Source organism: Clostridium sp. AF19-22AC (assembly GCF_003479085.1).
GTDB classification, from domain to species: domain Bacteria; phylum Bacillota; class Clostridia; order Lachnospirales; family Lachnospiraceae; genus Faecalicatena_A; species Faecalicatena_A orotica.
The window spans coordinates 163,772-178,625 of sequence record NZ_QUGN01000003.1; the positions used below are offsets into that span (position 1 = coordinate 163,772).

The 14,854-nt window shown below is 46.6% G+C and carries 12 protein-coding genes and 1 riboswitch; of the genes, 1 reads left to right on the forward strand and 11 read right to left on the reverse strand.

Translation table 11 applies throughout. The features are described 5' to 3' along the window. Window positions 1-15: 15 nt before the first annotated feature. From DWX43_RS04650 to DWX43_RS04700, 11 genes are all read right to left on the reverse strand, one after another. Window positions 16-786 (reverse strand): 2Fe-2S iron-sulfur cluster-binding protein, encoded by a 771-nt coding sequence (locus tag DWX43_RS04650; protein WP_118619119.1) that lies wholly within the window; start codon window positions 784-786, stop codon window positions 16-18. Further along, window positions 783-2,603 (reverse strand): NADH-ubiquinone oxidoreductase-F iron-sulfur binding region domain-containing protein, encoded by a 1,821-nt coding sequence (locus tag DWX43_RS04655; RefSeq protein WP_118619121.1) that lies wholly within the window; start codon window positions 2,601-2,603, stop codon window positions 783-785. Before DWX43_RS04655 ends, DWX43_RS04650 begins: the two co-directional genes overlap by 4 nt. Then, window positions 2,604-3,077, reverse strand: coding sequence for an NADH-quinone oxidoreductase subunit NuoE (nuoE, locus tag DWX43_RS04660; protein WP_242995923.1), 474 nt, complete (start codon window positions 3,075-3,077; stop codon window positions 2,604-2,606). It lies immediately after the preceding gene. Between the two features lie 14 nt (window positions 3,078-3,091). After that, window positions 3,092-3,367 (reverse strand): MoaD family protein, encoded by a 276-nt coding sequence (locus DWX43_RS04665; protein WP_109729839.1) that lies wholly within the window; start codon window positions 3,365-3,367, stop codon window positions 3,092-3,094. A gap of 63 nt (window positions 3,368-3,430) precedes the next feature. After that, entirely contained in the window at window positions 3,431-5,230 is a 1,800-nt protein-coding gene (locus DWX43_RS04670; RefSeq protein WP_207666083.1) for an aldehyde ferredoxin oxidoreductase family protein, read from the reverse strand. After that, complete coding sequence (locus DWX43_RS04675) at window positions 5,230-5,709, reverse strand: 4Fe-4S dicluster domain-containing protein (RefSeq protein WP_118619125.1); 480 nt, start codon at window positions 5,707-5,709, stop codon at window positions 5,230-5,232. Before DWX43_RS04675 ends, DWX43_RS04670 begins: the two co-directional genes overlap by 1 nt. Before the next feature lie 48 nt (window positions 5,710-5,757). Continuing rightward, window positions 5,758-5,888, reverse strand: a riboswitch (molybdenum cofactor riboswitch). 82 nt (window positions 5,889-5,970) lie between these two features. After that, window positions 5,971-7,143: a ThiF family adenylyltransferase gene (locus DWX43_RS04680; RefSeq protein WP_118619127.1), complete on the reverse strand. Its 1,173-nt coding sequence runs from the start codon at window positions 7,141-7,143 to the stop codon at window positions 5,971-5,973. Window positions 7,144-7,258: 115 nt separating this feature from the next. Next, a complete protein-coding gene (locus DWX43_RS04685) occupies window positions 7,259-8,200 on the reverse strand; it encodes an alpha/beta hydrolase (protein WP_118619129.1) in 942 nt (313 codons plus the stop codon). An 82-nt stretch (window positions 8,201-8,282) separates the two neighbouring features. After that, window positions 8,283-8,594, reverse strand: a complete 312-nt coding sequence (locus DWX43_RS04690; RefSeq protein WP_118619131.1) for a metalloregulator ArsR/SmtB family transcription factor — start codon at window positions 8,592-8,594, stop codon at window positions 8,283-8,285. Between the two features lie 92 nt (window positions 8,595-8,686). Next, complete coding sequence (locus DWX43_RS04695; protein WP_118619133.1) at window positions 8,687-11,317, reverse strand: response regulator; 2,631 nt, start codon at window positions 11,315-11,317, stop codon at window positions 8,687-8,689. Window positions 11,318-11,378: 61 nt separating this feature from the next. Then, complete coding sequence (locus DWX43_RS04700; RefSeq protein WP_118619373.1) at window positions 11,379-13,100, reverse strand: EAL domain-containing response regulator; 1,722 nt, start codon at window positions 13,098-13,100, stop codon at window positions 11,379-11,381. A 245-nt stretch (window positions 13,101-13,345) separates the two neighbouring features. On the opposite strand from DWX43_RS04700, the gene DWX43_RS04705 reads away from it, so the two are divergent. Next, window positions 13,346-14,803: a GntR family transcriptional regulator gene (locus DWX43_RS04705; RefSeq protein ID WP_118619135.1), complete on the forward strand. Its 1,458-nt coding sequence runs from the start codon at window positions 13,346-13,348 to the stop codon at window positions 14,801-14,803. Window positions 14,804-14,854 lie beyond the last annotated feature (51 nt).

The window sequence follows — 14,854 nt, forward strand, 5'->3', positions numbered from 1 at the left end:
ATGTTATTTTATTTTTCACTCTGTGCCATAGGTATGTGCCATCACATCCGACATCTTTTTCTTCCTGCACTCCGGGCACAGGTCCTGTACCTCTTCCCCGCTTTTCCCTGCAGCAAGGGCAATCTCTTCTCTGGTCCCTATAACCGCCCCGCATTCCTGACAGTGTACAAGAGGGAACTCCCTTCCCCAGATGCTCCTCTTTGTTTCATCCTCAGTATAGGGAATGGCATCCACAGGACACACCCTGGTACAGCTAAGGCATCCCACGCAGGCATCTGAAGGTTCATCATAGGGTGTAGATATCTTTTTTGACGTTCCCCTTAAAACCGTTGAAATAGCCCCGGTCCCCAGACTTGCACAGGCTCTTGCACAAAGGCCGCACATGATGCATTTCTCCCCCTCAATGGGTTTAAAACGGCTTCCGTCCATGACCCCGTACTGTCTGCACAGAGCTTGTATCTCCGTGCTTTCGGGGGCCCGCAGGGCAAGGAGCATCAACACTACTTTCCGGTCTTCTTTCACCCGTTCACTGTCTGTATATACTTTACAGGGCTTCTCTACCGGGTAGACACAAGATACCACAATCTTACTCCTTTCGTTTTCCACCACTTCTGCGAGGCACACCCTGCAGCACCCCTGTTCTGCGATTCCCGGATGATGGCAGAGTGTGGGGATATAGAAACCGTTCCTCCTCGCTGCTTCCAGAAGAAACTCCCCTTTTGTGCAGGTACAGGCCCTTCCATTGATTTCAATTTGTATCTGGTTATCCGGTTGAAATTCCGTCATACAGCCTGCCTCCCTTCTATCACATTCTGCCGGGCACCAGTCCTGACCGCATCAAATTTACAAGTTTCACGGCAGCTTCCGCAGGCAATGCATTTTGATGCGTCAATGATATGTACTTCTTTCTTCCCGCCACTGATCGCATCCACCGGGCATCCTCTGGCACACATACCACATCCGGTACATTTTTCTGCCTCAATTTCAAAACATGTCAGATTTTTGCATACCCCTGCCGGACATCTCTTTTCCCTGATATGTGCCTCATACTCCTCCCGGAAATACTGTATTGTTGTCAGCACCGGATTGGCTGCCGTCTTGCCCAGACTGCACAGGGATGCCTCCTGCATCGTATGGCCCAGACGTTCAAGCAGTTCAATATCTCCTTCCCTGCCCCTGCCTTCACAGATATCTGTAAGGATTTCCAGCATCCTCCTTAAACCTTCCCTGCAAGGCGTGCATTTTCCACAGCTCTCTTCACACAGGAAGTTTGTATAATATCTGGCTACCTCCACCATGCAGCTCCTGTCATCCATGACAATCATGCCGCCGGAACCCATCATGGCACCATAACTTGCCAGAGAATCAAAATCAACCTCCAGGTCCAGCATGGATTCCGGGATGCATCCCCCGGAAGGACCTCCGGTCTGAACCGCCTTAAATGGCCGGTTTCCAATAATCCCACCGCCGATATCGTAAATCAGATGCCTTAAGGTCGTTCCCATAGGCACTTCCACGAGCCCCGTCCTTTTCACTTTACCAACAAGGGAAAATACTTTCGTGCCAGTGCTCCCCTTTGTTCCTGTAGCGGCAAATTTTTCTCCGCCCTCCAGAATGATTTTCGGAATATTTGCCAGCGTCTCCACATTATTTAACACGGTGGGCTGGTTCCAGAGTCCCCTTTGGACAGAACGGATATATTTTGCCCGCGGTTCCCCCACCCTGCCTTCAATAGAGGCCATAAGGGCCGTTGATTCCCCGCAGACAAACGCTCCGCCGCCCCGGACTACCGATAGCTTCAAAGAATATTCCGAGCCCATTACGGATGCTCCAATGATCCCCCTTTCTTCTGCATTCTGAATGGCTTTTTTAATACGTTTTACCGCAAGGTCATATTCATCCCTGATATAGAAAAAGCCCTCTTTGGCCCCCACTGCAATCGCTGCAATTGCCAGGCCTTCAATAACGGAGTGGGGATTTCCTTCCAGTATGGAGCAGTCCATGAACGCTCCCGGATCTCCTTCATCCCCGTTGCATGCCACATATTTGGGAAAATTATCGTACCCTTTCGCAGTCCGCCATTTCCGTCCTGCCGGAAATCCCGCACCGCCCCTTCCCCTTATTCCGGATTTTTCCACCTCATCAATAATTTCATCCTGGGACATGGACACTGCTTTCCTTAATGCTTCATATCCCCCCCTTTCCAGATAATCTCCGATATTCTCCGGGTCAATCTCCCCTACATCGCGCAGCACCATTTTATACTGATGTGCATAAAAAGGATTTTCTTCCTGGGAGCGGACCGGCCTGCCGGAATCATCTTTATACATCAGGCGTCCTATCTCTTCTTCCCCCAGTACACTTTTTTCGACGATCTCGTCTGAATCCTCCGGCTTTACTTTATAGTATACCAGATTATCAGGCAGAATTTTAACAATTGGGCCATTTTCACAAAAACCGTGACATCCTGTTGTCTTGATGTCTGCTATAACCTTAGCATTTCCATTATGGCTTTTCACAGCCTGATTCAGGGCCTCAGCCACTTTCATGCTTCCATTGGCACGGCAGCCGGTGCCGCAGCAGATTAAGATCTGTTTTTTCACTTACTTCGCACCACCTTCCCGGACCGTCTGTATGATTCCTTTGAGCTTTTCCGGTGTTACCCTGCCATAATACACATCATCCACCACCAGTACCGGGGCCATCGCACAGGAACCAAGACAGTTTACCGTCTCAAAAGAAAAAAGACCGTCACTGGTCGTCTCTCCCGGTGAAATGCCAAGTTCCCTCTCCACCCCGTCTATCAGTGTGGATGCCCCGCGGATGTGGCATGCAGTCCCGTCACAGCACTTAATAATATGCTCTCCTTTCGGCACAAGACTTAATGCTTTATAAAAAGTAGCCATAGCATAAAGGGAAGACACCGGACATCCGAGGTACTTGGCAAGCGCATTAAGGCCTTCCCTCGGAATATACTGGTATCTCCTCTGCATATCCTGCATGATTGCCAGGGCATGTCTCTGACTGCACTCATAAGAGTGGATTAACTCTTCAATATTCTCTCTGGATACCTCCAATATTTACACCACCTTTATCCCCCTGCTACAACCGGAAAAATAGACACAATATCTGAAGGCACCAGTTTTGCATGGATTCCTCCCAGATGTGCCACATGTCTTCCGTTCACAAGGATAATAATCTCTTCTCCTAAATCTTCCCCATCCGGCGAAAGCATCTTCCCGCGAAGTTTGTCTCCATATTTATCGCACAGTGCATGTGCAAGCTGATAAATATCTTCCTGATAAGGAAAATCCGTTATCTTACAGCCGGTATAATCACGTAGATATGCAAAAAATTTTATCTGCATTTTCTGTCCTTTCTTTTTGGGGAAGGACAGCCTTCCCCAAATACAGCGATCCGGCATTCTGGATTACAGCCCAAGTTCCCGGTCTTTCTCAGCCGTGGGAACACCGTCTGTATCCCAGCCTCTTACCCGGTAGTATTCTTCCAGCATGGTATGAAGTTCATTTACCTTACCCTGTGCCGGTCCTTCCGGAAGCTGTTCTCTTAAAAGCCGTGGAGGCAGAGTATCCTTTTCTACTCCTGCAGCCAGATTGAATTTCTTCTCCAGATTCCACACACGTTCTCCCTTTAATAAGATATCCGCATCTGATTCGTCACTTCCGACTGCCTCCCTGTACTGGGCTGCAACTTCCGGAAGACCAATTGCAAAGGAAGTGAACAGGCAGATTCCTACAGAGTCTATTAAGGCAGTCAGGTCCTGGAAAACCTTCAGCATTCCTGCTTTTCCCTCTGTCACAAGAGGATCCATCTTTGTTGGAAGGCCTAATACTTCCGGCGATGTCATATATCCGCGTACATGGCAGCCGCCCCGGTTGGACGTTGCATATTCCAGACCGATTCCCTGCATTGCCCTTCCGTCATATGCCGGCATTTCCTGTTTCTTTACAGACATTGACAGTTCCGGATGTCCGTATTTTTCTGCCAGCCTGTAAGAACCTAGTGCCAGCTGCGCTCCAAAGCCTTCGTTTTTGCCGGTCAGCTCTGCAAGCTTCACCATAGTGGCGGCATCGCCAAAGCGGATGGCAATTCCACCGGTATCTGCTTCTGTAAGGTGGCCTGCTTCAAATAATTCCATAGCACAGGCTATGGTCGCACCCAGCGTAATCGGGTCAAAACCATATTCATTGCAGATAAAGTTCGCTTTGCATACTGCTTCCAGATCATCAATGCCGCAGTCTGCCCCAAAAGACCATCCTGCCTCATATTCCGGCCCTTCCCCTCTTGATTTGAAGGGACCGTCAGGAATATCAACGACACGCCCACATCCAATACAACAGCCAAAGCAGCCCTTATTCCGAACCAGATATTTCTCTGCCAGCGTCTCGCCGGAAATATTGTCTGCATCTGCAAATACGGAGCCGTCGCGGCCATTGCGCAGAGGCAGTGCACCGGACTCATTGATAATATTGACCAGAATCTCTGTCCCGTAAGCTCCGAGCCCCTCTCCTGTTACCGGGTGTGCCTTCAGCATTTTACGTGCATTGGTAATTGCATCCATAAAACCTTCCGGGCGGGCTACACGGATAGATTTTGTACCTTTCACTACAACTGCCTTTAACTTCTTGCTTCCCATTACAGCCCCCAGGCCACCCCTTCCGGCTGCGCGGTGTTTATCATTCATAACGCCTGCATACAGGCAGAGATTCTCACCCGCAGGTCCGATACAGGATACCCGGAAGGAAGCCCCGCATCTTTTGTTCAGTTCGTCTGTTGTCTCAAAAACTGTCCTGCCCCACAGATCTCTGGCATCTCTAAGTTCCACTGTATCGTCATTAATATACAGATAAACCGGATGGTCACTGGCACCTTCAAATATAATGCCGTCATATCCTGCATACTTTAGTTCCGGTCCAAAATGCCCGCCCGAGTTGGCTGCACCAATTGTACCGGTAAGAGGCGCCTTAGCTACTACCTCGTACCGGCCGCCGCAGGAAGCCGCTGTTCCGGTCAAAGGCCCTGTCATAAAAATAAGCTTGTTATCCGGGCCAAGCGGTTCTACTTTTGGGTCAGCCTCGTCACAGAAATACTTTGTTCCCAATCCTCTGGCTCCTACAAAATCTTTGGCCGCCGCCATATTCAGCGGTTCTTTCGTTATCTTCCCACATGCCAGATCCACTCTCAATATTTGTCCCATATATCCGTTCATCATGCTTTTGCCTCCTCTCCAAATACATCCTTAAAGTGGTCAGCAACTGCACGCCTTCTGTCAATCCCTTCTTCCGGGTCTTCATATGTAATAGCTCCGGTAGGACAGAATTTTGCACATTTTGGTTCTCCGCCGCACAGGTCACATTTATGTACCTGCCGCCGTTCCGTGTTAAATCCAATATTGCCGAGAGGACACGCATTCATACACATCTTGCACCCGATGCATTTATCTGCGTTAATCACAACTGCATCTTTGTCGTCCCGTGAAATCGCGCCAACCGGACACACTTCCAGACAACAGGGGTCTTCACACTGCATACACATAACGGGGATGCTGATAGCTGCCTCCTCATACGACATGACACTTACATTGGCAAATCTCGGATTAAACGCACCGTTGTGGCCAAAGGAACAGACCAGTTCACATGTTCTGCACCCCAGACATTTTTCGGGTTTAATCAATAGCTGTTTCCCCATGTTTCAAATACCTCCTTTTCTACACAGAAAAATCCATTATCATACCTACCGATATAATAATGGACTCCTTCGCAATCAGGCAGGCACCCCTGTTCCCAGTGATACCCATTGGTCCTGCTTTCCCGTATATCTTTCGGCTCCATACGTCGGAAATGCAGGACTCGGAGTTTATTAATTTGTTCTTAATATATAGTATAATATACGTTCACAGAAAATGCCATCAAAAAACTTCTTTTTTTGTATAATTTTATGTATTTTTAACTATTTTTCGTTATTTTTTTGACAATTATATACATTTCTACACACCATACACTCCGGGTTCTTTTTTACTGGAAGCTCTTCCAGTGTTCCATATATTCCATCATAGCTTAAGACCGTTCCGCCTTTTATCGGAATCCCTGCAAGATGCTGCAGTGCAAACTGTGCTTCCAGGGCACCCACGACCATTGTGGTCGTTCCAAGGGAGCTGCTTGTGCGGGAGGGTTCCTTTCCTTCCGGGTTGATACACGCCAGACAGGGGCATTCATTCCCGAGAATTGCTGTTACTGTACCATAAAAACCATCGACAGCCCCGTCAATCAAAGGCTTCCCTGAAGAAACAGCGGTTCTGTTGATCAGAAGCCTCGTCGATATACGGTCAACTGCCGCAATCACCAAATCATAATTGTTTATAATAGAACTTCCATTTTCTTCTGTAAACCATTCCGGATAGATGTCCGTCTGACAGTCCGGGCGGAATGTATTTACCCATCTCCCGGCACATTCTGCCTTGTTTTTTCCTAAATCTAAAGGGCTGTAAAGAAACTGTCTGTTCAGGTTGGTCTCTTCCACTACGTCCCCGTCCATAATGCCGATCCGCCCCACGCCGGCTTCTGAAAGCGCTGTCAGTACCGGACAGCCAAGACCTCCTGCTCCAATAACAAGGACGGAAGAATTACAAAAGGCGTCCTGTTCTTTCCTTCCGATGGAAGGAACCATCATCTGTCTTTCATAGCGGTTCCAATTGTAACCACACTGAACTTTGTCACCAATATGTATCTCACCATCTGAGACTGCCGATGCATACCAACAGGAATCTTTCAGCATACAGTCCATATGTTCCCTGCAGCGTGCGCACTCTTTAAAACAGTGCTTTTTACCTTCCACTGCAAGCACTGCCCCTCCGGCTTTTAATCTCGGTCCCGGTATGCTGCCTCCTTTGGTATCTATTACGATATTAGCCTTAAACCTTCGGAAACATAAGCCCTCCACTTCCTGTGCCTGCATCCATTCATATGCATTCCTCGTCATAATGCTGATTTGTCTGTCTTTGTCAAAACAGTGGCGGTCTCCTTCAATCCCGCCTCCTTTTAGAACCTTTACTGCATCCTTTTCGATGCCGGGCTTCCCCTTCTCTTCAAACATCCACAAACCGCTGACTTCCTGATCTTTCATAACAGGCACCTCCAATCAATATATCATTATTCATGGTATTATCATATCCAAATTATACAATGTTTTATATGCAAAGTAAACGAAGGTATCCTATGTGGAGAGAATGCAGAATTTACTATATTTTATTTTTCTCAATAAATTCTGTGATATATGCATGCAATTGCTCTAAAGCCATTTTTTCGACAGGATAATGACTTCCGTTTTCCAGCTTCTTTATAGTTACCGGGACGTTCCTGATTCTGTTCAAAAAAGGTTCGCTCAGATAAAGTGGTGTCCATTTATCATTTTCAGGCTGTGTCAGCAAAACTGGACAGACATCAAATTTTTCTGGCTCTGTTTCTGGCTGGTAAGTCATGTAAGAATGAATAAATTTCATTGGTACACGGTTCCCCGCAGATGATGGATCTGACAGCATTTCTTTCAGACAATTTTCATTATTGCAAAGTGCTGACATTTTAGAGCAGACGGACATTTTCATCTTCATGCCTCCCATGCCTGTCTTTACAGCCAGCCCTGCAAGCGGGGTTCCCATATGTGACCAGAAAGCATTATTCGCTGTTTCATTTCGGACCAGTTGGCTTCTCTGATCCAGAAATGTCATGCCTATGATTCCTTTTACCTTTTTGTTTTTGCATGCAGCATGGTAAGTCTCCATCCCACCCGCAGATAAACCATAGAGAAAAACCGGGCGGGAATCTCTGGTTAATTCGTAGTCTATATAGTCACTTCCAAGCTGCACCCAATCGTCGTATCTAATCGTTTTCTTCTGTTTTATCTCTGTAACGCCATACAGGGGCATATCAATTGCAATCACTTCATATCCATCGATAGCAAGCGGTCTGCCTATGATTGTCGTCATTTGACGGCCATTCGTTCCGACTCCATGAAATAAAATGATCTTAACTTTTGCATCCGGATTTCTGTATGCATCCAAGTGAACGTTATTCCCATGCCAGTCCCAGTGTTCCTCCTGTGGCAGAAATTTTCCTTTAAAATGGAATTCCTCGGGAAGGTAAGACATGATTTTCTCCCAGCTTTTTTGTTCTGAATAATCCATACAATGTTCTCCTTTTATTTTTATAAGTTTAAACATATAAACTTGTCGTGTGAAAGATAACACCTCACAATGGAGGTGTTCTTTACTTCATTTGCTCAATATCCTTTTCGATAGATGCAGTCAGATTTTTCAACTGGTCAAGTGCGGTCTTCAAATTCAACTGATAGTATCTTTCTTTTCCTTCCTGACGAACCGTTACTAATCCGGTATCCAGCAGTAATTTCAGATGGTGTGATACTGCCGGACGGGACAATGATAACTTTTCAGTAAGTGAAGATACACTTAACTCACGGTTTTCAAACAAAAGCTGTGTAATCTCCTGACGTCTCTCATCCTGAAGCATTGAAAATATAGGAGCACATTCCTTCATGTAGAACATCGTCTTCTTACTCATAGCTTCTCCTTCTGATATAGGTTTATATGTTTAAACCTATATTATCATTCTATGATATAAAAATCAAGACGGTGAGAAAAAATCATTCATTTTCATCCATTCGCTTTACGAATACAGTCTGCAAGTGTCCTGCAGAGCTGTGAAACATCCAGTGGTTTGCTGACATGGGCGTTCATTCCGGCTGCAAGGGCCGCAGAGATATCTTCATTGAATGCATTGGCTGTTGTGGCAATGATTGGAATTGTGAGGGCCATAGGATGGTCTGATGCACGAATACATCTCGCAGATTCATGACCGTCCATGACCGGCATCTGGACATCCATCAAAATGGCGTCATAATCACCGGGAGCAGAATCAAGGAAGGTATCCAGTGCCTGCTTCCCATCCTCCACGCAGTCAACCTCAGCCCCGTTCATGCGCAGCAGGGTTGCTGTAATCTCCTGATTGAGTATATTATCCTCTGCCATCAGCAGAGAGAAACCATCCAGAAGTTTTCCGACAGATTTATCCTCTGCTCCGGCAGGCAAATGCCCTTTTTGTTCCAGCGCCGACTTGATTGCGGCATAAACAGAAGACCGGTAGAGAGGCTTTGGAAGAAACCCATTCACGCCCGCGGCACGTGCCTCTTCCTCCACTTCTGAAATATCATATGCCGAAATCATCACAATAGGGATGTTATTTCCCACTTCCCTGCGGATACGGCGGGTCACCTCGACACCGTCCATATCCGGCATTTTCCAGTCAATGAGGCAAAGGTCTATATCCCGGCCCTCCCTGTGTGTCTCTTTTACCTGTTTTATAGCCCCGGCACCGGACTGGTACCATTTGGCATCGATCTTTATTTTTTTCAAAAGAACCGCTGTCTGCTCACAAACCTGCTGTTCATCGTCCACAATTATCGCCCGCAGCCCCTGCTGTGCAAAATCAGGCTCTGTCAGACTGCTCTCTTTTCCCTTTTTAAACGGCAGGTCAACAATGCATGTAGTTCCCACGCCAGGTTCGCTCTCTATCTGGATCTGGCCGTCCATCAGGGTGACCAGATTACTGGTAATGGACATCCCCAGCCCTGTCCCCCCATAACGTTTCGCAATAGAGGCATCTGCCTGTTCAAACGGCCGGAATATTTTTGCGACGGCCTCCTTCGTCATACCGATTCCGGTGTCAGAAAGAATAAAACGAAGAATATCTGTCGTGTTCCCATTTCTATGGCGTGAGACATCCAGCCGGATTGCGCCTCCCGGTGAAGTAAATTTCACTGCGTTGGAGCTGAGATTCAAAAGGATCTGGTTAAGCCGCAGTGAATCGCCGATAAAAATAGTATCTTCCCCGAATCCTTCCATTGTTTCCTCAAACTCTATCCCCTTTTCTTTTGCCTGCGCGTATACTGTGGACACAAAACCATTGACCACCTCAAAAATATCAAAAGGTTCCTTCTGCAGCACCATCTTGCTGCTCTCAATCTTTGACATATCGAGTACGTCATTAATCAGCATAAGTAAATGTTTAGAGGAAATATTAATTTTAGAGAGACAATCCTCTACTCTGGCGGGATCTTTGACTGAAGCTGCCGCAATGGTGGTCATACCTATGATTGCATTTAAAGGGGTACGTATTTCATGGCTCATCCGCGACAGAAATTCACTCTTTGCCATGTTGGCACGCTCCGCCGCCAGCATAGCGTCCTGCAGGGCCTGACGGGACCGTACCTCATCTGTCCGGTCAGAGAACACCGTAATTAACTGAGGAGTATTTAAATCTTCGACCCGGTAGACCCGGATCAGCATCCAGCATTTTTTCTGGTCTGGTTTCGTATACTCCACCAGTCTTTCAAACGGGGAGTTAAATTGGGGATCTCTGATTCCCTCCTGAATCGCCAGAGTGTCTTCTTCTGACAGCCCCTTGTAAAGGCTTTCTACATTCGGCATATATATCCCAAGAATCCGCTCCAGATTAAGCCCCCGGTAATTGATAACGCCTGTGTTGGCATCCCTGATAATGAATGCATCATCAATGCTCAGCGATAAATTATCAAAGAGCCTGTTCCGGTAAACCAGTTCTTTCCGCTGGCGGTGCAGAACATATTGGGAAACCAGCAGTACGATAATCATCAGCCCCATCAGCACGATAGACCCGGTCAGATTGGTGATCCGCAGTTTCTCTGAAGTCACTCCATACCCCACCTTTTTTGCCTGGGCAATCCCAATAATGTCTTCTGTATGGCGAAGTGCCTGATCATAGAGAGGCTGCAGATGTTCCTGGGCATAGTTTTCTATATTTTCCTCCGTAAGCTCCTGCTGTTCACAAAAGGCCAGATAAAGCATCTGTTCTGTCCGCAAAAGCGCCAGTGTATTCTTAAGCTCTAATACATCTTCTGAATCGCCCAGATATAATTCCTCAATCCGGGAAACAGGTTCTTCCAATAAAGCTGAAAGTTCCTCTAGCTTGCTGTCAGCAATCGCCACATCCTCACTGTTGTGATGGCGCTCCAGCCGCCCTGTCCGAAGGCTCATTTCTGATACATAAAGCTTTACATCACCGGCGGAAATCACCACTTCAAAGGGATGGTTCGATATAATCTCTGTCTGCGCTGCCAGTTTGGCGGAGTTATTAATAGTCATGGCCAGAAAGCAAAGCATCAGCAGAATCAAAATTCCTGTACTGATCACACTTATCCGCTGGCTCCGCCCTACAGAGTTCTTTTTATCCCCCATAATTTTTTGCATCTGTCTTAACTCCTTGCCTTTCCGGCTGCATACTATTCCTTTCCAAATATCTGCCGCCCGTTCATTTTTTTACCTTTAAGTCCATATCATCCGAATGGGTACCTGCATAGGCATTCTGCACCGCAGAATCTGCAGATTCCATAAGCAGTTCAAATTCTTTCACGGGAAGCGGTTTAGAAAAAAAGTATCCCTGCATACAGTCACAGCCGATCTCCCGCAGGCGCTCCAACTGCTCCGCTGTCTCGACACCCTCTGCCACCACATCGAGTGACATCAGGTCGGCAAGGTTTATAATGAAACGCATAATCTCCTGATTGACCGGAGTTACCGGATCATTCTGGATAAATTTCATATCCAGCTTTAAAACATCGACCGGCATCTTATGGAGCATATGCAAAGATGAATATCCGCTTCCAAAATCATCCATCTCCACGACGAACCCCAATTCCCGCAGATTGCTGACAGTCTCGATAATCTGCCGTGGGTTTTCAGTATAGGCACTCTCGGTGATTTCCAAATGAAGCCTTGCAGCCGGCAGGGCGTATTTTCGCAGAAGCCCCGTTAAAATGTCTGCCAGATCTACATTATAGATATCCGCCCGGGACACGTTTACAGAAACAGGCAGGGGAGGCATCCCCCTATTCTCCCAGTCACGCATAACAGCACATACTTTTTCCCAGACATACTGGTCCAGCCTTGTAATAAATCCGTTACGCTCAAACAGCGGTATAAACACAGCCGGGGACTGCTGCCCCCACTGCGGATGGTTCCAGCGGACCAGAGCTTCGGCTCCATCCATCCGGCTGTACCTGATATTGTATTTCGGCTGAAGATAAATCTCAAACTGCCCCAGATTCAGGGCCGACTCCATGCTATCAACGATTTCCTGCTCCTTTAACAGTTTTCTGCGAAGGACATCATCGTAATATGCAAAATACTTCTTGTACTGTCCCTTGATACTCCGGGCAGCCAGCAGTGCACGGTCACACATATGTTCTACGGGGACCTCCCTGTTCTCCACCCGGTAAATCCCCCATTTCATCACTATATTCTGTGTCTGGGACATGGCATTGAGCCGGGCGCAGGCATCCTGAAACATACTGACTGTATACTGCCACTTATGCTCTATGATGCATGCAAACTGATCTGCATGGAAATGGCTGCAAATCCCCTTTCCACGGGTCATCTCAGTATACATCTGTGCAGCCATGCAAAGAATGCGGTCCCCTGCAGGAATACCAAATACATCATTGACAAGCTTAAAATTAACAATATCCGAGCAGATGATATCATACTCTTTATCCGGGTTCTGACGCAGGAGTTCCTCCACCTTCTGACAGAAAAAGCCTTTACTGTACAGTCCTGTCAGCCGGTCATACTGATACTCATTCACCAGCGCAGCTGTTTCCCGCAGATGAATAATATTTGCAACCCGGTGCAGGATAATCTGCGGCCTATAGGGCTTGGGCACAAAATCGGCGGCACCACAGGACAAAGCCGTTACCTCTTCAGATTCCCTGTCATTTTGTGTCGTAACAATTACCGGGATTGACGAGAATTCCGGTGTGTCCTTGACGGCAGTAAGGAACTCATATCCGTCCATAACAGGCATAATAAGATCCAGCAGGATGAGAGAAAAACTTCCCGCATACTGCTGTAAACATTCAAGTGCTACCTTCCCGTTTTCCGCCTCCACAAGGTCATAGTCAGGCTTCAGTATCTCACACAGGAGACCACGATTGAGTGCGTTATCTTCTACAACAAGAATTTGTTTTTTTACCATTACTGTCACAGAATTCACCTCTTTACACAGAATGCATCTGATCTGGTCCTGTCTTTATTGTTCACATACATATGTCATTGTTCATATACATATATGATTGAGTATAGCAAATACAAAAGGAAATAGCAACTCTCTATGTAAGCTTAATCATATGTAAACTTAAAGAGATTATAGAAACACAGCATAAAAAATGTTATACTAAATTCACTATCTATTGAATGGCCATTGAAAACGGAGGAATAAGTTTGGAAAACAGTGTAGAATTACGCAGGGTGGTTTACAGCGTCCTGCTTACCCAGATACAATTCGGTATTTATCATTACCGGGAGAAGCTTCCTAATATAGAAGAAACAAGTACGCGCCTCTGTGTATCGATTGATACGGCGCGTGCGGCATACCTCAAACTTAAGGAAGAAGGGTATATAACCCTGTCGAAAAATATCGGTGCCACGGTTAAGGTCAACTATGATGCTAACGAAACTGAGCATTTTATCCAGACCTTTTTTTCCGCACGGGAAAAAGCCATGACCGACCTGAAAAACTCCATACTGCCTTTATTAGGTAATGCCCAGTGGACAGGCTTAAAGAATGCATCCCCTGAGACACTGCTGGCAATGGAGCAGCTTTTTCATCATGAAAATCCCGTAGTACCTTATGCGATGTTGAAGCACCTCAATCAAAAATACCGTTCCCTTGGAAACAGCCTGCTCATGCGTCTTGTCTGGCAGATTTTCATGTTTCTGTATGATCCCTTTTTTGGTATAGAAGAAAATCTCCAGTATTTTGATCAGTCGAACGGTTATCTGCCGGAGGTCCTGTCGCTTTGCCGTAATAAAGACTGGTACTCACTGCGTATTGAGGTTAATCAATCTATAGAAAGATTGTCATCTGCCCTTTCACGGTTTTACGAGAACAGGATTACTATGTCCCCACCGGAAACGGAGGTTGCTTTTACATGGAGCTCCTATAAAAAAAGCCAGCAGCTTTGTTATTCCATTGCCATGGAACTGCTCATATCAATCAGCCGGGGAGTCTATCCGGCCGGAAGTCTGCTCCCATCGCAGAAGGAACTTGCAAGGCAAAAGGGTGTTTCATTAAGTACCATGCGCAGGGCACTAGAACTCCTTGGCAGCGTCGGGGCGATAAAATCCACCAAATATGTGGGAACACAGGTCCTTTCCTTTGATCAGGCAACAGAAAACAGTGATTTTACTAAGCCGGTCCTCCAGAGACGTCTAATCGATATGGCTGAAAGCATTCAAATGTTCGCATTGTCCTGTCAAAACGTCTCCCTGCTCACGCTCTCGTCTTCCGGCTCCGATTTAGCAGAAGTACTGTGCCGGCAGTTAAGAGAACACAGACAGTTTCAGCGCGGTGAAACCTTATCCTATTTTATATTAGACTTAATCGGAAAATCGGCACCCTGTCAGGCTATCCGCACCGTTTATTCCGAGCTGCTCCGTCAATTCTTTTGGGCCTATGCACTACGCGGAATGGAAAAGGACCAGAATATTATCAATACCATGTACGCCCCTTATTTTGATTCATTAATCGGGTCGTTAGAAAACCTGGATTATTCTCAATTTTCTGCCAGTCTGGAGGCACTTATTGTTTTTGAACTTCGCAAAACTTTAAGTACTATGTCCCGGCTTGGTATACCGGGAGTTGAAAATATTCTGGTCCCGGATACAAACGTTAACTGAGAAAAAAGACCCTGTGGTTCATTTTTACCGCAAGGTCTTTTTTCATATAAT